This is a genomic window from Pseudoruegeria sp. SK021, assembly GCF_002119405.1.
In the GTDB taxonomy this organism is placed as follows: Bacteria; Pseudomonadota; Alphaproteobacteria; order Rhodobacterales; family Rhodobacteraceae; genus Meridianimarinicoccus.
This window is the reverse complement of sequence record NZ_MTBG01000017.1, coordinates 60,182-77,919: the sequence shown is the minus strand read 5'-3', so window position 1 is coordinate 77,919 and position 17,738 is coordinate 60,182. Positions and strand designations below refer to the sequence as shown.

At 60.1% G+C, this 17,738-nt stretch carries 15 protein-coding genes; 8 read left to right on the top strand and 7 right to left on the bottom strand.

Annotated features, from left to right (window positions below; genetic code table 11):
* Nucleotides 1-156: 156 nt before the first annotated feature.
* Nucleotides 157-789: an MT-A70 family methyltransferase gene (locus tag BV911_RS11755; protein WP_086053806.1), complete on the bottom strand. Its 633-nt coding sequence runs from the start codon at nucleotides 787-789 to the stop codon at nucleotides 157-159.
* A 238-nt stretch (nucleotides 790-1,027) separates the two neighbouring features.
* Here BV911_RS11755 and BV911_RS11750 point away from each other — a divergent pair, with 238 nt between their 5' ends.
* Genes BV911_RS11750 through BV911_RS11735 form a run of 4 tightly spaced genes read left to right on the top strand, consistent with a single transcriptional unit; the run spans nucleotide 1,028 to nucleotide 5,929 of the window.
* Nucleotides 1,028-2,338 (top strand): flagellar hook protein FlgE, encoded by a 1,311-nt coding sequence (locus BV911_RS11750; RefSeq protein ID WP_086053805.1) that lies wholly within the window; start codon nucleotides 1,028-1,030, stop codon nucleotides 2,336-2,338.
* Nucleotides 2,339-2,366: 28 nt separating this feature from the next.
* Nucleotides 2,367-3,818, top strand: coding sequence for a flagellar hook-associated protein FlgK (gene flgK, locus BV911_RS11745; protein ID WP_086053804.1), 1,452 nt, complete (start codon nucleotides 2,367-2,369; stop codon nucleotides 3,816-3,818).
* Nucleotides 3,819-3,821: 3 nt separating this feature from the next.
* The gene (locus BV911_RS11740) at nucleotides 3,822-4,829 is read left to right on the top strand and encodes a flagellin (RefSeq protein WP_086053803.1); all 1,008 of its coding nucleotides are present in this window, start codon (nucleotides 3,822-3,824) and stop codon (nucleotides 4,827-4,829) included.
* A gap of 20 nt (nucleotides 4,830-4,849) precedes the next feature.
* On the top strand, nucleotides 4,850-5,929 hold the full coding sequence (locus tag BV911_RS11735; RefSeq protein WP_086053812.1) for a flagellar basal body P-ring protein FlgI: 1,080 nt from the start codon (nucleotides 4,850-4,852) through the stop codon (nucleotides 5,927-5,929).
* Nucleotides 5,930-5,975: 46 nt separating this feature from the next.
* Here the strand turns inward: BV911_RS11735 and BV911_RS11730 are convergent, their stop codons facing one another.
* From BV911_RS11730 to BV911_RS11720, 3 genes are read right to left on the bottom strand one after another with little or no spacing between them, the layout of a single operon-like run.
* Nucleotides 5,976-7,247, bottom strand: a complete 1,272-nt coding sequence (locus BV911_RS11730) for a folylpolyglutamate synthase/dihydrofolate synthase family protein (protein ID WP_086053802.1) — start codon at nucleotides 7,245-7,247, stop codon at nucleotides 5,976-5,978.
* The gene (gene accD / locus BV911_RS11725; RefSeq protein ID WP_086053801.1) at nucleotides 7,244-8,188 is read right to left on the bottom strand and encodes an acetyl-CoA carboxylase, carboxyltransferase subunit beta; all 945 of its coding nucleotides are present in this window, start codon (nucleotides 8,186-8,188) and stop codon (nucleotides 7,244-7,246) included. Before accD ends, BV911_RS11730 begins: the two co-directional genes overlap by 4 nt.
* Before the next feature lie 57 nt (nucleotides 8,189-8,245).
* Nucleotides 8,246-9,142 carry a CPBP family intramembrane glutamic endopeptidase gene (locus BV911_RS11720; RefSeq protein WP_086053800.1) on the bottom strand — a complete coding sequence of 299 codons (897 nt, stop codon included), beginning with the start codon at nucleotides 9,140-9,142 and terminating at the stop codon, nucleotides 8,246-8,248.
* Between the two features lie 208 nt (nucleotides 9,143-9,350).
* Between BV911_RS11720 and ilvD the strand changes: the two genes are divergently transcribed.
* From ilvD to BV911_RS11700, 4 genes are all read left to right on the top strand, one after another.
* The gene (ilvD, locus tag BV911_RS11715; RefSeq protein WP_086053799.1) at nucleotides 9,351-11,084 is read left to right on the top strand and encodes a dihydroxy-acid dehydratase; all 1,734 of its coding nucleotides are present in this window, start codon (nucleotides 9,351-9,353) and stop codon (nucleotides 11,082-11,084) included.
* Nucleotides 11,065-11,751, top strand: coding sequence for a hypothetical protein (locus BV911_RS11710; RefSeq protein WP_139840073.1), 687 nt, complete (start codon nucleotides 11,065-11,067; stop codon nucleotides 11,749-11,751). The genes ilvD and BV911_RS11710 overlap by 20 nt, the downstream gene beginning before the upstream one ends.
* Nucleotides 11,752-11,871: 120 nt before the next feature.
* On the top strand, nucleotides 11,872-13,890 hold the full coding sequence (locus BV911_RS11705; protein ID WP_086053797.1) for an NADPH-dependent 2,4-dienoyl-CoA reductase: 2,019 nt from the start codon (nucleotides 11,872-11,874) through the stop codon (nucleotides 13,888-13,890).
* A gap of 349 nt (nucleotides 13,891-14,239) precedes the next feature.
* Nucleotides 14,240-15,130: a LysR family transcriptional regulator gene (locus tag BV911_RS11700; RefSeq protein ID WP_086053796.1), complete on the top strand. Its 891-nt coding sequence runs from the start codon at nucleotides 14,240-14,242 to the stop codon at nucleotides 15,128-15,130.
* Between the two features lie 16 nt (nucleotides 15,131-15,146).
* On the opposite strand, the gene BV911_RS11695 is transcribed toward BV911_RS11700, so the two are convergent.
* The 3 genes from BV911_RS11695 to BV911_RS11685 are packed head-to-tail and all read right to left on the bottom strand — an operon-like array spanning nucleotide 15,147 to nucleotide 17,624.
* Nucleotides 15,147-16,202, bottom strand: a complete 1,056-nt coding sequence (locus BV911_RS11695) for an OmpA family protein (RefSeq protein WP_086053795.1) — start codon at nucleotides 16,200-16,202, stop codon at nucleotides 15,147-15,149.
* Nucleotides 16,159-16,896, bottom strand: coding sequence for an N-acetyltransferase (locus tag BV911_RS11690; RefSeq protein WP_086053794.1), 738 nt, complete (start codon nucleotides 16,894-16,896; stop codon nucleotides 16,159-16,161). Before BV911_RS11690 ends, BV911_RS11695 begins: the two co-directional genes overlap by 44 nt.
* Complete coding sequence (locus BV911_RS11685; protein ID WP_086053793.1) at nucleotides 16,893-17,624, bottom strand: molybdopterin-binding protein; 732 nt, start codon at nucleotides 17,622-17,624, stop codon at nucleotides 16,893-16,895. Before BV911_RS11685 ends, BV911_RS11690 begins: the two co-directional genes overlap by 4 nt.
* Nucleotides 17,625-17,738: the final 114 nt, after the last annotated feature.

The window sequence follows — 17,738 nt, the reverse complement described above, 5'->3', positions numbered from 1 at the left end:
GGTTCAGATCCGAGCTGCAGTGCTGAACCGGTTCACCGCCCTCGGAATACCCGTCACGAAAGCCGTGGGATAAGTGTGTCTGGGGAAAGGGGCACTGCGGCCCATTTCAAATTTGTGCAACAGCGCCGCGGCGCGGCGTCAAGCGCTCTGCAGCCGTTATTCGGCAGCAACGCCAGAGTTGAAGCTATAGGTCTTCCAGTCGGGTTTATAATCGGCGTCTGCCTGATTGCCCCACACGGTCCAGCCTTCGCGAACACCACGCCCGAACAGCTCCAGATAGGGGCCCCAACTACAACTCTCAATCAACTCGTACTGCTCATCCGGCTTGCGTGAATGCTCCCGCTTGCGGGTTTGCAGCATGTTCACCTGACGACGCCCCGGCGCAAGCGTCCGGACACTTTTGCCACGGGTTCCGAACAGCAAAATCTCGGTCACGTTGCGGAAATAAAATCCCACGCCGCGCCCGTCCGACCCGCCATCTTTGCGAACCTTGTGCCAAATCACGTTGGACTTGTATTCAAAGCCCCACGCGGACAGAACCCGCAGCCCGTCAGGCAACAGGGCATTGGGCACCCACATATAACAGTGGGCACGATCCGCGCAGTGCTCCGCCACCGGTAGACTACAAATATCTTCAAGGTTCATAGTGGGATAGCGCGACAACCGTTTGTGCTCAGGCGCGACCTTTCCGGTCCGGTTGGTAAAACGCCATGGCGGATCAGCCATCACGCAGCCGTAATGTTCACCGTTCAAGAAGCGGCGCAAGTCATGTGATGCCGAAGTATTCATGGCTTCATATTGCGTTGTCCTGTGCGGCATCGCAATTGAAAACTCCCTCTAAGCCCCAGCTTCCTGCGGACGATCTTGGGACGCCCTGACCGCACGAAGGTCAACTTCTTGCGGGTCTCGTCGCGCACCGCACCTCACGCGCCCGGAAAATCGATCAAATTTGATCTGTTAAGCCTGAATTAGTCCGGGCGGCCTATCGATGGTCTCAACACGATTTCTGATGCAGAAAGGCGCAGGTATGACGATCTCTTCTTCGCTGAACGCGGCGGTCATGGGTTTGTCGGCGAATGCCAACAAGCTGGCATCCATCTCGGACAATATCGCGAACTCTTCGACCTACGGGTACAAGCGAGTCGAAACAGATTTTTACTCCATGGTGAATGCTGGGGCGAGCGGCAGCTACTCTGCCGGAGGCGTGCGCACGACCACCCAGCGGCTGATCGACGAAACCGGCGCCCTGATCGGAACAAGCAACTCGACGGATATTGCCGTAGACGGGCGCGGCATGGTGCCCGTCACCAGCGAGTCGGCCGTCAAAAGCGGCAGTGCCAGCCTGCCGATGCTGCTCACCACTACCGGCTCTTATCGGATGGATGCTGCGGGCTACCTGAAAAGTGAAGCCGGCCTGATCCTGATGGGCTGGCCGGCCGCTGCGGACGGCACGATCCCGAACTATCCGCGCGACACCTCGGACGGGTTGGAACCGATCAAAATCAATACCAATCAATTCGTTGGGGAACCGACCACAAAGATGAACATCGGGGTGAATTTGCCAGCAACAGCCACCAAACCCGGGGCTGCCGGAGTTCCTGAAAGCATTACCGTGGAATATTTCGATAATCTGGGAACGTCTGAAAAGATCAACGCAACCTTCACGCCAACAATCCCCGCAGTGGGCGCGACGGTTCCGTCGAATGAGTGGACGATGCAGATCACTGACACGGCCTCGCCGGGGGCCATTCTTGGTGAATATGTGATCACCTTTAATGACACACGGACGCTGGGCGGGACAGTGGCCGCAGTCACGACCACCTCGGGCGGAGCTTATAATCCGCTGACTGGCTCGATGCAAGTCAATGTGGCCAGCGGACCAATTGACATCGCGATCGGGCTGCCCGGGGACCCCAACGGACTGACCCAATTATCAAATACCTTTGCGCCGGTCACGATTTCTAAAGATGGAGCTGCGACAGGTAATCTCGTGGAGGTTGAAATCGACCCCAATGGCTTCGTACACGCGTTGTTCGATAATGGCACCGCGCGCACCCTGTATCAGGTGCCGCTGGCCGATATTCCCAACCCGAACGGCCTGATGGCTCTCGACAACCAAACCTTTCAGGTGTCGCACGACAGCGGTTCGTTTTTTCTATGGAATGCAGGGAACGGTCCAACCGGAGATATCGTGGGCTTCGCCCGCGAGGAATCCACCACCGACGTCGCCAATGAATTGACCGACCTCATTCAAACTCAAAGGGCCTATTCGTCGAACGCCAAGGTCATACAGACCGTCGACGAAATGCTGCAGGAAACCACCAATATCAAACGCTGACCCAGATCAACCATAGGGAACCGGGACCATGACCATAGCCGGAGCGATGTCCAATGCCCTATCGGGCCTGACCGCCGTCTCGCGCAGCGCGAGCGTCATCTCGTCCAATGTCTCGAACGCGTTGACCGACACCTATGGACGCCGCGAGGTGGTCTTGTCGTCCAGGGTAACGGGTGCCGGCGGCGGGGTCGATGTGGTCACAGTCAGGCGTGTCGTCGACCAGATCGTTCTGGCGGATCGCCGCGCTGCCGACGCCGACCTTGGGCGCGCGTCGACCCAGGCGGACAGCTTAACGGCCATACTGAGTTTAGTCGGTGAACCCGGATCCGGGCAGTCGCTTGCTGACCGGATCTCCGACCTTGAAAGTGCGTTGGTGTCGGCAGCCTCGCGTCCAGATTCCGAAACCCGCCTGACTCAAGCATTCGCGGCTCTGGACGGTCTGGCAACTCACATCGGCGGTATTTCAAACGGCATTCAGGTCGAACGCAGTCGCGCGGATCAAGGCATTGCGACGACCGTGCAAGATCTGAATGGCTGGCTGTCGCGCATCGAAGACCTGAACGTTAAAATTCAACGCCAGTCAATCGGAAGCACGCCGCCGAACGGCCTATTGGACGAACGCCAGAAACTGGTCGATCTTGTCTCCGAGCAGGTTCCCGTCCGTGAAATTGATCGGGGCAACGGGGTAATTGCGCTAATGACCCAAGGTGGGATGTTGCTGGATGGACCGGCACCAGTACTTGGCTTCACCGCCACGGCGACGATCACACCCTATCACAGCCTATCCGGCGGAACGCTGTCAGGTCTGACACTGGACGGCCAACCGGTGGATATGACCCGCAGTCCGGGCCCGCTGTCGGGTGGGCGGCTCGACGGGTTGTTCGCAGTCCGGGACACGGTTGCGCCTGAGATTGGCCAACAATTAGACGCCATTGCGCGTGACCTTGTCGAACGGTTTGAGACCCCCGGCGTCGACCCAACGCTGCTTCCCGGGGCCGCCGGACTCCTCACCGATGGCGGTAGCGCTTTTCTGGTTTCGAACGAGCTTGGATTGGCCAGCCGCCTGTCGGTCAACACCTTGGTCGATCCGGATGCAGGCGGCTATGTCTGGCGGCTGCGCGATGGCCTCGGCGCCACCGCGCCCGGAGATGAGGGTCAATCCGCAGGGCTGAGCCGGCTGTCAGATGCCCTCACGATGACGCGCACGCCACTGTCCGGCGGCTTTATGGCCAGCGCCCATAGCGCCGCTGGTTTGTCATCGAATTTTCAGTCGAACGTCGGCGTTACCGTTGACCTGATGGTCGGTGACGCCACTTATGCCCGCATCCGGTCCGACGCCATGACCGAACGGACGCTGGCTGACGGCGTCGATACCGACCGAGAAATGCAAAAACTGTTGATGATCGAACAGGCCTACGCCGCAAACTCGCGGGTCATTCAGGCTGCCGATGCGATGCTTGACACATTGATGAGGATGTAGACCATGCTTTCTCCAAATTTCGGCGATCTTGCAGCAGGCCTTCCCCTGAAGCGTCAGACGACCGTGCTCAAAGCCGACATCACAGCGCTGTCCCAAGAGCTGACGACGGGACGCGTCGCGGACCTGCAGTCACATTTGCGCGGCGATTATTCCATTCTGTCCGGCCTTGAGCGAAGCCTATCGATGCAGACGGTATTTCAGTCCGTCAACAGCGAGGCCGCGGGATTTGCCGATGCCCAGCAACTGGCCCTAGACGCCATCCAAACATCGATCCAGGCCTCTGGACCCGAGTTTCTGATGATCGCCACAAGCGGCGAAACCACTCAGTTTCGGACACTGTTTGCGTCGGCTGGAAATCAACTTGAGACCACCATATCGCGTTTGAACACCCGCTGGGCGGATCGCTCGATTTTTTCCGGGACCGCAACTCAGGGGCCCGCTATTGCCAATGCACAAACCCTCCTAACTGATCTGGGCGCTGCTGTGGCAGGGCAAACAACCGCAGCGGGCATTATGGCGGCTGTAGATAATTGGTTTGACACCCCTGGCGGCGGCTTTGAAACGACAGGCTATCTTGGGGCTAGCACCGCGTTGTCGCCAATGACGGTAGGCGAGGATGTAACGGCCCGCTTTGGGACAACAGCCGCTGACCAGACGCTTCGCGACAGCCTCAAGGCCTATGCCGTTGCGGCCCTCGTCGATAACGGCGTGGTGGCTCCTTCGCTGCAAGAACAGCAATGGCTTTTGCAAGATCTTGGCAATCGTTTACTCCAGACCAACGATCAGTTGACCGGAATGCGGGCAGGTCTTGGCGCCACGCAGGAGCGGATCGACGCCGCCGCAGTTCAATCCGAAAGCGAGGTTGTCGCCTTGCAACTGGCGCGGAACTCCCTGATCGGCGTTGATCCCTATGACACCGCGGTACGATTAAAGGAGGTTCAAACCCAGTTGGAAACGGTGTTTGCCGTGACAGCCCGCGCTTCGCAACTTTCCCTTGTGGCATATCTGTGATTCGCGCGGCCCTTCTTGCTCTGACGTCCCTATTCTGGGGGATCGGAGCGTCCGGTGGCGAAATCCGGCTCAAGGATCTCGTTGAATTCGACGGCGTCCGCGGTAACGATCTGATTGGGTATGGCTTGGTAGTCGGACTAAACGGAACCGGAGACAGCATCCGAAACTCACCGTTCACGGAAGAAATCATGGCCAATATCCTTGAGCGGTTGGGCGTGAATGTCGCCGGTGAACTGTTTCGGCCCAAGAATGTGGCCGCCGTTTTTGTCACGGCCTCGCTTCCGCCATTCGCGCGGGTCGGCGGCCAAATTGATGTCATGGTCTCAGCAATCGGCGATTCAAAAAGCCTTTTAGGCGGCACATTGATCATGACCCCTTTGAACGCAGCCGATGGGCAAATTTATGCGGTGGCGCAAGGAACCGTCATCGCGGGCGGCGTCTCGGTTGAAGGCGATGCCGGCAGCGTCGTTCAGGGGGTCCCGACCTCGGGGGTTCTTCCCGCCGGAGCCCGTGTAGAACGAGAAATCGATTTTGATTTCAGCACGCTGACGGCACTTCGGCTGGCGCTGCGCACCCCCGATTTTACCACTGCTTTGCGCATAGAGACAGTGATCAATGACCGCTATGGCCGGGGCGTGGCAGAAGCGCAGGACAGCGGCACCGTTCGCCTAAACCTTCAGACGACCCGGGCGGGATCGCCAGCGCGCGCCATGGCCCAGATCGAAAACTTGACCGTGACGCCGCAGAATCGCGCTAGGGTCGTTGTAGATCAAAGTTCTGGCACGATTGTGATGGGTGAAGATGTGCGCATCTCGGAAGTGGCCGTGTCGCAAGGGGGGCTGACGCTTCGGGTACAAGAGGACCCCCTGGTCGTGCAGCCGAACCCCTTCGCCAACGGGCGAAGCGTTGTTGTGCCCCGCACGACCGCCGAAATTGAGCAGGACCCCGGGACCGGATTGGCAGTCGTCCCCAGCGGAACCTCATTGTCAGAGGTCATCGCGGGGCTGAACGCCCTAGGGGTGACACCGCGCGACATGATCGATATTTTGAAGACGATCAAGGCCGCCGGAGCACTGCACGCGGAGTTTGTCGTGCAATAACCCGAGGAACGAAATCCACCTAACAAGACGGAAAATCGCCTTGGTCTCAGCCCAGCTTTAACACCGCACCGGCCAGATAAAGGCTACCACAAATCAGAATGCGGGCGTCCGGGCTGGTTCGGGCAATTTCAGCAATCGCATCGGCCACATCAGGCGCTGTGTCGGCTCGCATGCCGACCTCGCGGGCCGCAGCAACGGTCGCTTCGGCCGGCAGCGTGGCTTCGGTCTCTGGGACAGAGACCCCGAACAGGCGCGCACTGTACGGGACAAGTGGGGCCAGAAATCCCTGAATGTCCTTTGTGTTCAGCATTCCGCACACCAGAATCGTTTCACGATCGGGCATTGCACCAAGGGTCGCCGCCAACGCCGCGCCAGCACCGGCATTATGACCGCCATCCAGCCAAATCTCGGCCTGCGGCACAGCTGTGGCGAATGGATGGTCGCGCAAGCGCTGCATCCGCGCCGGCCAAGTCGCTGAGCTGGTGGCGGCTTCCAGCGCCCTCACGGGCTGCCCCAAATGGCGCAGCGCAGCGATGGCGACGCCTGCGTTCACAATCTGGTGCGGACCGGTCAAGATCGGCAGGGGGAGGTCACATAACCCGGTCTCATCTTGAAAGATCAGGCGCCCGCGTTCTTCCCAGACGTGCCAGTGCTGCCCATGAACCAGAAGCGGTGCGCCCAACCGGGCAGCCCGAGCCTCAATGACTTCAAGCGCTTCGTCGGGCTGTGGGCCAACCACGCAGGGCGTGTTGCGCTTCAGAATCCCTGCCTTCTCACCGGCGATCTCAGCCAATGTGTCACCGAGGTACTGTTGGTGATCGATGGAAATCGGCGTGATCACGCAGAGGCGCGGCGCGTCAATGACATTGGTAGCGTCCAGGCGCCCCCCCAACCCGACCTCAAGCAAGCACCAATCCGCCGGGTCGCGGGAAAAAGCCAAAAGCCCCGCCACGGTCGTGATTTCGAAATACGTGATCGGTTCCGGCCCGTTGGCGGCCAAGCATTCGTCCAGCACAACGCTGAGCGCGCCTTCGTCGATTACTTCGCCCTTGCAGCGGATCCGTTCGTGAAAGCGGACAAGATGCGGCGAGGTATAAGCGTGGCAGCTATCGCCGGTCGCCTGCAACCCGGCGCGAATCATCGCAAGGGTGGAGCCCTTGCCATTGGTCCCGGCGATGTGGATGACCTTGCCCAGCTTGCGTTCCGGATGATCCAGACGTGCCAACAGCCGCCAGACCCGATCAAGCGTAAGATCGATCATCTTGGGGTGTAACGACATCATCCGGGTCAAAAGCTGGTCGGAAGATGGCACTGTCAAGGAGTAGCGTCCTCTTTCGTCGCAACCCCATCGGCGCCATCTGATCCTTCAGCCGGATCAGCAGGAGGCGACAACACCCCTTTAATGGCCGGGGGCATGTTCATCAGCATCCGGGTAATAGCGATCAGTTCGTCGCGCAGATCTTTGCGATGGGTCACCCGGTCCAGCATGCCGTGTTCCAGCAAGTATTCAGCCCGTTGGAACCCTTCGGGAAGCTTTTCACGAATGGTCTGCTCAATCACCCGTGGGCCCGCGAAACAGATCAAAGACCCCGGCTCCGCAATCTGGACATCGCCGAGCATAGCATAGCTGGCCGTGACGCCCCCGGTGGTCGGATGGGTCAGGACCACAATATAAGGCAATCCCGCCTCTTTCAGCATCTGAACCGCAACCGTACTGCGGGGCATCTGCATCAGGGACAAAATTCCCTCCTGCATTCTGGCCCCACCCGCGGCGGAAAACAGGACCAAGGGACGCCGCACTTCCACGGCCCGTTCGGCCGCGGCGATGATGGCGTTGCCGACATGCATCCCCATCGACCCTGCCATGAAGGCAAAATCCTGCGCAGCAGCCACGATCGGCGTCGCGCCGATATCGCCTTCTGCGACCAACATCGCTTCGGCTTCACCTGTGGCTTTCTGCGCCGCACGCATCCGGTCCGGATACCGCTTTTGATCGCGGAAATGCAGCGGATCGCTTTGGGCGGCAGGCACCGCGATCTCGCGGAAGATGCCGCCGTCAAACAAAGCCGTAAAGCGATCGCGCGGCGACAGATACATATGGTGGGCGCAATTGGTGCAGACATTCAAGCTGTCTGCCAATTCCCGATGGAACAGCATCGTGCCGCAATTTTCGCATTTGGTCCAAAGGTTCTCGGGCACTTCGCGCCGGGAAAACAACGAGTTTATCGTCGGACGGACGTAGTTCGAAATCCAGTTCATCACACTTGCCTTGTGCCGGTTCAGCCCGGAGATAAGGGGACTGAACGGAAAATGCAATCAGCGCCGCAGCCAGCGCCGTAGGATCAGCCACGACAGGGCCAGCGGCAAAAGCTCCATCAATGCGCTGGGATGGAACGCCGACACCTGCGGATCGGCCTCTGGCGCGATTCGCAACGCCAAACCGGTGATCGTGCCTTCTGATGCAAAGATCGCGATAGCAAAGAAGTTATTGGCGAAATGTACCCCCCATGCCGCGCCGATGCTGCCCGTTCGTGCGGTCAAATCCGCCGCCGCCAGCCCAAACAGGAAGGCTGCGAAGACAGCGAAAGTCGCGCTTTGACCAAGGGTTCCGGGGCTGTAATGCAGCGAGGCGAACAGCAGCGAGGGTAGCCCCATCCAGATCACTCGGGACGCAAAGCGTACCGCGAGTTGCTGTTGCAAATACCCACGAAAGACCAATTCTTCCGACAAGGTCTGTCCCGCGACAGCCACCAACGTCACCGGCAACAGCCACATCCAATGCTCGACGGACAGATTCGGCAGGGTCTCGGTTGCCGCGCCGGACAGGGCTATCAGCAGAGCCTGAATTCCAAACAAAACAGCGGCAGACTGAAAAAAGTCCCCCGCCGTCCTGCGGGCGGGCCCAAACAACGTCCCCGGACGGCGCCGGTGCAACACCCGCACAGTAATCATCGGGGCCAAGGCCATCGGTACAAATGTTGCCAAAAGCGCAAGCGCACGCACCGGAGTCGCAGGATCTGACAGGTGTGATGCCTGTTCGGCCGCCTCGTTAAACCCCCAAATTAGGGCCAAAGCACCGAATGCGGCCAAATTTAGCCCGACATAAACACCAATGACCAGCCCAAATCCAAGCGCCGTCCGCCACAAAGCAGGCGACCGTCTGGCCGGTGCCAGAAATGCGTCAAATGCGGCGGGAAGAAAGGCGGAACTCACACTATATCCCTGAAAAACTTGACAAAAATACGCATCCGCACCCCTGAATGTGTCAGCGACATCTGACTAACACAGTGCCGCAGGCGGCGGAAGACCGGCAAAATGGCTTTGGTCCGGGGTCCGGCCTGCGCCTGATATTTGGTGCGACAGCTTGCGCGCGCTGGACAGCTTGCCTATTCCCTAGCCAACCAGCCAGCCGGAGGATCCGATGCTCAACCGCCAGTTCGACAAATCTCGCCTGCCCAGCCGCCACGTGACCGAAGGTCCGTCACGCGCCCCTCACCGTTCGTATTACTACGCAATGGGCCTGACTGAGGACGAGATTCACCGGCCTTTTGTCGGCGTCGCCACCTGTTGGAATGAAGCCGCGCCGTGCAACATCTCGTTGAACCGGCAAGCGCAAGCCGTGAAGGTTGGGGTCAAATCCGGCGGCGGCACCCCGCGTGAATTCACCACGATTACCGTGACCGACGGCATTGCCATGGGTCATGAAGGGATGCGGTCCAGCCTCGCATCGCGCGAAGCGATTGCCGATACCGTGGAACTGACCATGCGCGGCCATTGCTATGACGCCATCGTCGGCCTTGCCGGTTGCGACAAGTCCTTGCCGGGGATGATGATGGCGATGGTGCGTTTGAACGTGCCGTCGGTCTTCATCTATGGCGGATCGATCCTTCCGGGCCGCTTGGACGGAAAAGACGTCACGGTTCAGGACGTTTTCGAAGCAGTCGGTCAGCATCAGGCTGGCAACTATTCCGATGCCGAACTGGAAGTTCTGGAGCGGGTCGCCTGCCCCAGCGCCGGTGCCTGCGGTGGACAGTTCACCGCCAACACCATGGCCTGCGTCTCGGAAGCGATCGGTCTGGCGTTGCCAAACTCCTCTGGTGCCCCCGCCCCCTATGAAAGCCGCGATCAATACGCCATCGCCAGTGGCGAGCAGGTGATGAACCTGATCGAACGCAACATTCGCCCCCGGGATATCGTGACGCTGAAATCACTTCAGAACGCGGCCCGGATCGTGGCTTGCACCGGTGGCTCCACCAATGCTGGCCTGCACCTGCCTGCGATTGCTCATGAGGCCGGGATCGACTTCTATCTGGACGACGTGTGCGAAATCTTCCGCGACACCCCCTATTTCGTCGATCTGAAGCCGGGCGGCACCTATGTCGCCAAAGACCTGTACGAGGCAGGCGGCGTACCCGTCGTCATGCGCGAATTGCGCAAGGCTGGCCTGATCCATGAAGACTGCATGACCGTAACAGGCCGGACCATGGGCGAAGAGCTCGACCTGATCGACCGGGAAGCGGACGGCAAGGTGATCTATCCGGCCGCAACCCCGATCAGTAAAACCGGTGGCGTTGTCGGCCTGAAGGGCAACCTTGCCCCCGGTGGTGCGATTGTGAAAGTGGCAGGCATGACCGAAGAACAGCAAGTGTTCTCGGGACCGGCCCGCGTGTTCGAATGCGAAGAAGAAGCCTTTGCAGCCGTTCAGGCCCGCACCTACAAGGAAGGCGAAGTTCTGGTCATCCGCAACGAAGGTCCGGCCGGTGGCCCGGGCATGCGTGAGATGCTGGCGACCACGGCGGCTCTGTCCGGGCAAGGGATGGGCAAGAAAGTTGCCTTGATCACCGACGGCCGCTTTTCGGGCGCAACCCGTGGCTTCTGTGTGGGTCACGTCGGCCCGGAAGCAGCCCATGGCGGACCGATTGCCTTGGTCAAAAACGGCGACATCATCACCCTGAACGCACTGACCGGGGAATTGTCGGTGGCATTGACCGATGATGAACTGGCGGCCCGCAAGGCCGAATGGGCTGGCCCGCGCCAAACGATCTATGCCAGCGGTGCCTTGTGGAAATATGCCCAATTGGTCGGCGAGACCTATAAGGGCGCGGTGACCCACCCCGGTGGCAAAGCCGAACTGCATGTCTATGCCGATCTTTGATCGGAAATCCCTGGTGCGGCTGGCGGGTCTTCTCGCCAGCCTGACCCTCGTGGCCGGATGCCTTCCGCCGCCGGAATTGGCGGGGCGTTCGGACGCCGGCCCGCGCGCGGTCACTGCGATCAAGGTGTCGCAACAAGATATCGTCGTGGTCGGGCCAAAGGGCTATTGCGTCGATCCCAGCAGCACGCAGGAACGAGCCTCCGGCTCATTCGTGATCCTCGCAAGCTGTTCCGCGCTTGTGGCCGGTTCCCCGTCGGCCCCGGGAACCCCGGGGGTCCTGACGGCGCTCGTCTCCAGCCCCGGCGATCCGCCGACCGCGCCGACCATCAATCAACTGAAGCAATATTTCGAATCGCAAGCCGGGCTTGTCGCCTTGGCTCAGGATGGCCGGGCGAACAGCGTCACGCTGCGCAAGACCGTGTCTGAGAACGACGTGTTGTATTTGTCGCTTCAAGACGACAGCGCCAACCGGGCGCCGAAATTATCCGAGACCTCTTGGCGCGCCGTGTTTTCGCTGAAGGGGCGTATGGTGGTCCTGACCGTGACGGGCCATAAGGATATCCCTCTCAGCGATAGCGATGCCCGCCGGACGCTGGAACGGTTCGTCGTTACGATGCGCGCGGCAAATCGACTGAACGATGCCGGGGCTTCTGCTGGCAATGGCTGAACCGCGTCAACGTTTCTCTCTCTCCGGCCTGCCAACGCCCCAATCGTGACGCCGCGTCTGGCGTGACACACGCGGCAGCAGGCGGCATTCCGGGGGCAGCACAGTCCGGGAGGGACCGCCATGACCGACTATCCGCACCTGTTCGCGCCACTTGATCTGGGGTTCATGACCCTGCCGAACCGGATTCTCATGGGCTCCATGCACACCGGGCTGGAAGAAACCGGGGATTGGCAGCGGGTCGCGGCCTTCTACCAAGAGCGCGCGGAAGGCGGTGTCGGCCTGATCGTCACTGGCGGCATGGCCCCGAACCGAGAGGGCGCTGTCCTGCCGGGCGCTGCGGGCATGTACGGGCCGGACGATATTGCGCGGCACCGCATTGTAACCAAAGCGGTGCATGCGGCGGGCGGGCGCATCGCGATGCAAATCCTTCACGCCGGGCGCTATGCCTATACTCCCGATTGCGTCGCACCCTCGGCGCTGAAATCCCCGATTTCGCCTTTCGCGCCCAACGCACTGACCGCCGAAGAGATTGAACGCCAGATCGCTGATATCGTGAACGCCGCGGTCCGTGCCCGTGAGGCCGGATATGACGGGGTCGAAATCATGGGGTCCGAAGGCTATTTTCTGAACCAATTTTTGGTGACGCGCACCAATCGCCGAACCGACGACTGGGGCGGAAGCTTTGCAAATCGCATGCGCCTGCCGGTCGAGATTGTCTCACGAATTCGCCAGTCGGTAGGGCCAGATTTTATCCTGATCTACCGGTTGTCGATGATTGATCTCGTCCCCGATGGCGGCAGTTGGGACGAAGTGATACGCCTCGCCCAAGCCATCGAAACAGCGGGCGCAACCTTGTTGAACACCGGGATTGGCTGGCACGAATCCCGCGTGCCGACCATCGCCACCTCGGTTCCCCGGCGCGCGTTTACGTGGGTCACCGCAAAGCTGATGGGGCAGGTAGGCATTCCGGTCATCGCCTCGAACCGGATCAACACCCCCGCCGTAGCCGAAGGGATCTTGGCGGATGGCAGCGCCGACATGGTCTCCATGGCCCGCCCTTTTCTGGCTGACAGTCAGTTTGTCCGCAAAGCCGCAACGGGCCGCAGCGCCGAAATCGCGCCCTGCATTGCCTGCAATCAAGCCTGTCTTGACCACACTTTTGCAGGTCGGGTGTCCACCTGCCTCGTCAATCCGCGGGCCTGCCATGAAATTGAACTGCCGTTGATCCCGACAGACCGCCCCAAACGCATCGCCGTGGTCGGTGCCGGCCCGGCCGGATTGTCGGCGGCAATCACGGCGGCCGGTCGCGGCCATGCGGTTACCCTGTTCGACCGCGCCTCCGAGGTGGGCGGGCAATTGAACCTAGCCCGCCGCGTTCCCGGCAAAGAAGAATTTGACGGGTTGGTCGCATGGTTTGCGCAGATGGTGACCACCACCGGCGTGTCGTTGCGCCTGAACCATTCCGTTCTGCCCGCGGATCTAGAGGGGTTTGACGACATTGTCATTGCAACCGGTGTCCGGCCACGATCACCCGAAATACCGGGCCAGACCCTGCCGCATGTCCTGAACTATGATGATCTGCTGTCTGGTCGGGCTATCGCCGGAACGCGGGTGGCGGTGATCGGCGCAGGTGGTATCGGCTTCGACGTCGCCGAATTTCTGGTCCAAAATCCCCCAAGCCCGACCGAAGACCTGCCAAGATGGTTGCAGGAATGGGGGGTCACAGATCCGCAGGACGCGCGCGGAGGGCTTGCGCCGAGTGGTCCGCAACCCGAACCGGCCGCGCGCCGTGTCACACTGCTTCAACGCAAGGCAGAAAAACCCGGGAAACGATTGGGCCGAACCACGGGTTGGATCCATCGCGCCAGCCTGAAGATGAAAGATGTGCGCATGATGTCCGGTGTCCGCTACGACCGCATAGATGCACTTGGATTGCACATCCACTACCAAGCCCGCACCGAGGTACTCTCCGTCGACACCGTGATCCTGTGTGCCGGGCAAGAACCCGAGCGCGGACTTGCCGATGCGCTCCGCGCTCTTGGCCGTTCTGTCCACATCATTGGCGGCGCGGACAAGGCCATCGAACTGGATGCCAAACGCGCTATTGATCAGGGACTTCGCTTGGCCGCAAGCCTTTGACCCGGTTACAGCCGTTCACGACACCCATGCAGAATCGGTTAATGGTTGTTAAAATGGTAAAATAATTGTTAAGCTTGGATGGCATCTCGCAGATGGCCATTTATTCTACGGGCTTGGTTACCAAAAAGAACGCGTCCGCTTTTCCAGTATAAATCAAACTGCGTAGTTATAGATAGCTGATATAGTTATATTTTTATTCTCGCAATCTGTGTAATTCTAGAACGACCCCCACAATTAGCGTCGGGTTGGTTCTTGACTGCGAACAACTATAACAAACCGTCTAAATCTTGCCTCAATTCGGATTGATTAGTGAAGTCCAGCCAAGATTGAGTTGAAGAGAGATATTGAAATGAACAAGCTAACGGAGATGGAAGCCTTTACAAGTGTCGTCGATCAAGGCGGCTTTACAGGAGCGGCTCGGTTTTTGGGTGTTTCAAAATCTGCTGTATCCAAACATGTTTCAGCGCTTGAAGAGCGACTAGGCGTCCAACTTTTGACGCGCACGACTCGCCGGGTCGATCCGACAGACATTGGTTTATTATATTATGAACGTGCCCGCCGTGTTTTGAATGAGGCCAAGGAAGCCGACCTTATGGCCACCTCGGCAACCCAAAAGGTCGAAGGTGATCTGCGTGTGGCCGTTATGGATGGATGTGCCGCACAAATTCTCTTTCTACATCTCACCTCATTTCTAGATGCGCATCCGCATGTGTCTCTGATACTGGACCAAGTGGATGGCTATATGGAGCCGCGCGCTGCCGGAATTGATGTGTTCATGCGAAGTGGCGCAAGTCCCGACGGCGATATCCGTTCTGTCGTTTTGTGCGACATCGAACTCGCTCTGGTTTGCGCACCGGATTATCTGAACCATGCGCCGCCGTTGGACCGACTGGAGGACCTGTCGAGTCACGCCCTATTGCTGTCTTTGGGGGCGGAACGCGCCGGATTGGTGGTACAAGCCAAATCGGGTGAATTGCGACGAATTTATGCGCCCGGCCGCCTAGTGTCGCGCAACGTCAAACTATTGTCCGACGCTGCCGTAAAAGGCTTGGGCATCGCCCTCGTCCCTGATTTCTTGATCCGCGATGACCTTGCAGAGAAACGTTTGGTGCCGGTCCTGCCCGACCTCCCACGGCAAAGCGCACCGGTATATCTGGGCAGCCCCCCCGAATCCGCCCTTTCGCCGAGGGTCCGGGCCTTCACCGAACATATGACCGCCTGTTGCGCCACGCCGATCTAATCGTTGGGACGTTTGGCTAGGGCGCGTCCGGCAGCAACACAGCTTCGACGCGCCGATTGGCTTGCCGCCCGCCGTCATCCGTATTGGCCTGGCGCGGCGACAGGAAGCCGATCCCTTCGACCGCGATCTGATCCTGCGCAACGCCGTAGGTATTGTGCAGGACAGCGGCCACCGACGCGGCTCTGGCCCGTGACAGGGCAATGTTGGTGTCTAACCCCCCGGCCCAATCCGAATGTCCCACCAGCATGATCCGGCGCGCTGGCTCTTGCGTTAGAAAGTCGGCCAAAGACTGTAACTGCGCCACCCGGTCCGCACCCTCGGCCAATTGCGCCGACCCGGTCTGGAAGGCAACGTCATCCAAAACAGCATGCCCAGACGTCAACAGCGCAGCGCCGATCCGTGCCGCGTCTGACGATGCCTGACCGGCCTGCGGCTCTTGGCGGCTCTGCTGTGCGGTGTCTAATGGCGGCAGGGCGGCAATTTCGGTCACTTGCACAAAGGTTGCGGCGCTGCTGCGACTAATTAAAATACTGATAAGCGCCACGGGGGCCGCATCGGCGTCGCCACCAGCCAGCGCGGCGGATGCGTACATATAATCCCCAAGATCGACAAACATCGACGGCATCGCCAGCGCGGGAAGGGACTGGCGAAAGTCAAACCCACCACAGCTGTTGGTCTCGCAATGAAAGAGGGGGGAGTATCCGGCAGCACCAATCTGGCCAAGCAGATCATCGAACAGGACGGCCGCATCCTCTGACGCCCCCACCATACGCCAAGCTGTCCTGTTGCGAGGGCCGGTCATCTGGAGGGTCGGAACGGTGCCATCCTTGGAGGCCGGACCTGTCGCTACCCCGAACGGCGCCGCCGGATCCTGCACAGACTCGGTCTGAACGGCCTGCGCTGGCAAGTCGAGACTCAGCGCCTGCACCGTGGTCGGGGCAAGCCCTAAGCAGACACAGGCCCACCATCCGATGATCCGGTGCCAAGCCCTCACCGCGGCAGACCTTTCATCCGAGGTCCTGTCAGGATTACCAGCGGGCATCAGGCCCAAGCCGATAATGGTAGCCAGCATGTTGCGTCATGCCAAGTTGGTCATAAAGGCAACGGGCACCGTGATTGGCTTCGGTCACCGCAAGGGCAAGATCCGTGCAGCCCTGCGATCGTGCCCAACTGGCGGCATGAGCAATCAGGACCTTGCCAAGACCGCGGCGGCGATGATCCGGCGCGATCTCCAACGCGTGCAACATGGCCACCCGGTCATGGGCCGCGACAAAGCCAACCCCTGCGGGCTGATCCCGGTCCCGCGCGAATATGGCCGTCTTCGGGCCAGCCGCCCGCGCCATCACCGCCACCCGATCCGGACCTACGCCGCCCTTAGCCCAGAGATCGACCATGATCCGCAACGGCGGCCAGATATCGTAAGTCGACAGGCGCGGCGTCACGGTGTTGGCCAATTGCGCAACCGGCGCGGAATAAAACACCGTCGGATCGACTTTGTCATAGCCGCGATTGGCCAGATCAGCATCGAGCGTATCTTGACCGGGGGTGACGACAAACAACGGGTGTCGCCCAGCCGCACGCATGGCCGCCTCGGCCCCGTCAACGTTACCTTCGGCAACCCGCGCGCCCGATAGCGACGCCGCCGAGACCCGTTTTCCGCCCCCAATGCTGGTGCGCAGGATAAAATTGCCCGCTTGTGTCATTGTCGCCGCTGGCCACGTCGCCCAAAGAGCCGCCAAAAGCGTGGACGTGGTGGTGCCGGTCATGCGTCTCGTTGTGGAAACAAGGTCGCCAGCCGCGATACCGCCAGATTGACCCGCGCGTGATCGGTACCTCGCACCACGACATTGGCACCGAAAACGCCGTTACGGTCGAACGGATATGACCCAAAACTCACATCCTCGAATTCTGCGGCCAACGCACCGAGAGGTCCGGCAATGTCGCCTTCGCCGCGAAACACTGGCACGCTTTGACTGAGAAGCGGCGCACCGCCCGTTACGTGCGGCAGGACCGAGGCCACCATGGCTTGAAACACGGACGGCACCCCCGCCATCACATGGACGTTCTCGACGGTGAACCCCGGTGCCACCGAGACCGGATTCTCAATCAGGCGCGCACCGTCGGGGATACGGGCCATGCGCAGGCGGGCCTCATTCATCTCGCGCCCTGTCACATCGTAATGGGCTTGCAACAAGGCGCGGGCATCGTCACGCACATCGATCGACAACCCAAAAGCCGCAGCAACCGCATCGGCGGTAATGTCGTCATGCGTTGGCCCGATTCCCCCTGAGGTGAACACAGTATCAAACCGCGCCGACAACTCGCGTAGCGCCGCGATGATTGCGTCGGCATCGTCCAGAACCACCCGCACTTCCGCCAACGTCACCCCGTGGCGGGTCAATTCTCCGGCCAGAAAATGCATATTCGCATCCCGGGTCCGTCCAGAGAGGATCTCGTCTCCGATGACCAGCATGGCGGCGGTAGGGTTTGGCATGGCAAGATCCTTTGTTGTGGGCGGTCAACGTACCTTGACCTATCGCGGCCTAAGCACCTTGACCAGTGGCCCGTGGCGGTCGTGATATCCGTATCTTAGGACAGAATGCAGCGG

Bases quoted from the DNA above. Each gene is read 5' to 3' on its own strand.
- BV911_RS11710 (WP_139840073.1), top strand. From the start codon at position 11,065: ATGTCTATGCCGATCTTTGATCGGAAATCCCTGGTGCGGCTGGCGGGT.
- flgK (WP_086053804.1), top strand. From the start codon at position 2,367: ATGACCATAGCCGGAGCGATGTCCAATGCCCTATCGGGCCTGACCGCC.
- BV911_RS11700 (WP_086053796.1), top strand. From the start codon at position 14,240: ATGAACAAGCTAACGGAGATGGAAGCCTTTACAAGTGTCGTCGATCAA.
- BV911_RS11690 (WP_086053794.1), bottom strand. From the start codon at position 16,896: ATGACCGGCACCACCACGTCCACGCTTTTGGCGGCTCTTTGGGCGACG.
- BV911_RS11705 (WP_086053797.1), top strand. From the start codon at position 11,872: ATGACCGACTATCCGCACCTGTTCGCGCCACTTGATCTGGGGTTCATG.
- BV911_RS11750 (WP_086053805.1), top strand. From the start codon at position 1,028: ATGACGATCTCTTCTTCGCTGAACGCGGCGGTCATGGGTTTGTCGGCG.
- BV911_RS11685 (WP_086053793.1), bottom strand. From the start codon at position 17,624: ATGCCAAACCCTACCGCCGCCATGCTGGTCATCGGAGACGAGATCCTC.
- accD (WP_086053801.1), bottom strand. From the start codon at position 8,188: ATGAACTGGATTTCGAACTACGTCCGTCCGACGATAAACTCGTTGTTT.
- BV911_RS11755 (WP_086053806.1), bottom strand. From the start codon at position 789: ATGAATACTTCGGCATCACATGACTTGCGCCGCTTCTTGAACGGTGAA.
- BV911_RS11695 (WP_086053795.1), bottom strand. From the start codon at position 16,202: ATGCTGGCTACCATTATCGGCTTGGGCCTGATGCCCGCTGGTAATCCT.
- BV911_RS11740 (WP_086053803.1), top strand. From the start codon at position 3,822: ATGCTTTCTCCAAATTTCGGCGATCTTGCAGCAGGCCTTCCCCTGAAG.
- ilvD (WP_086053799.1), top strand. From the start codon at position 9,351: ATGCTCAACCGCCAGTTCGACAAATCTCGCCTGCCCAGCCGCCACGTG.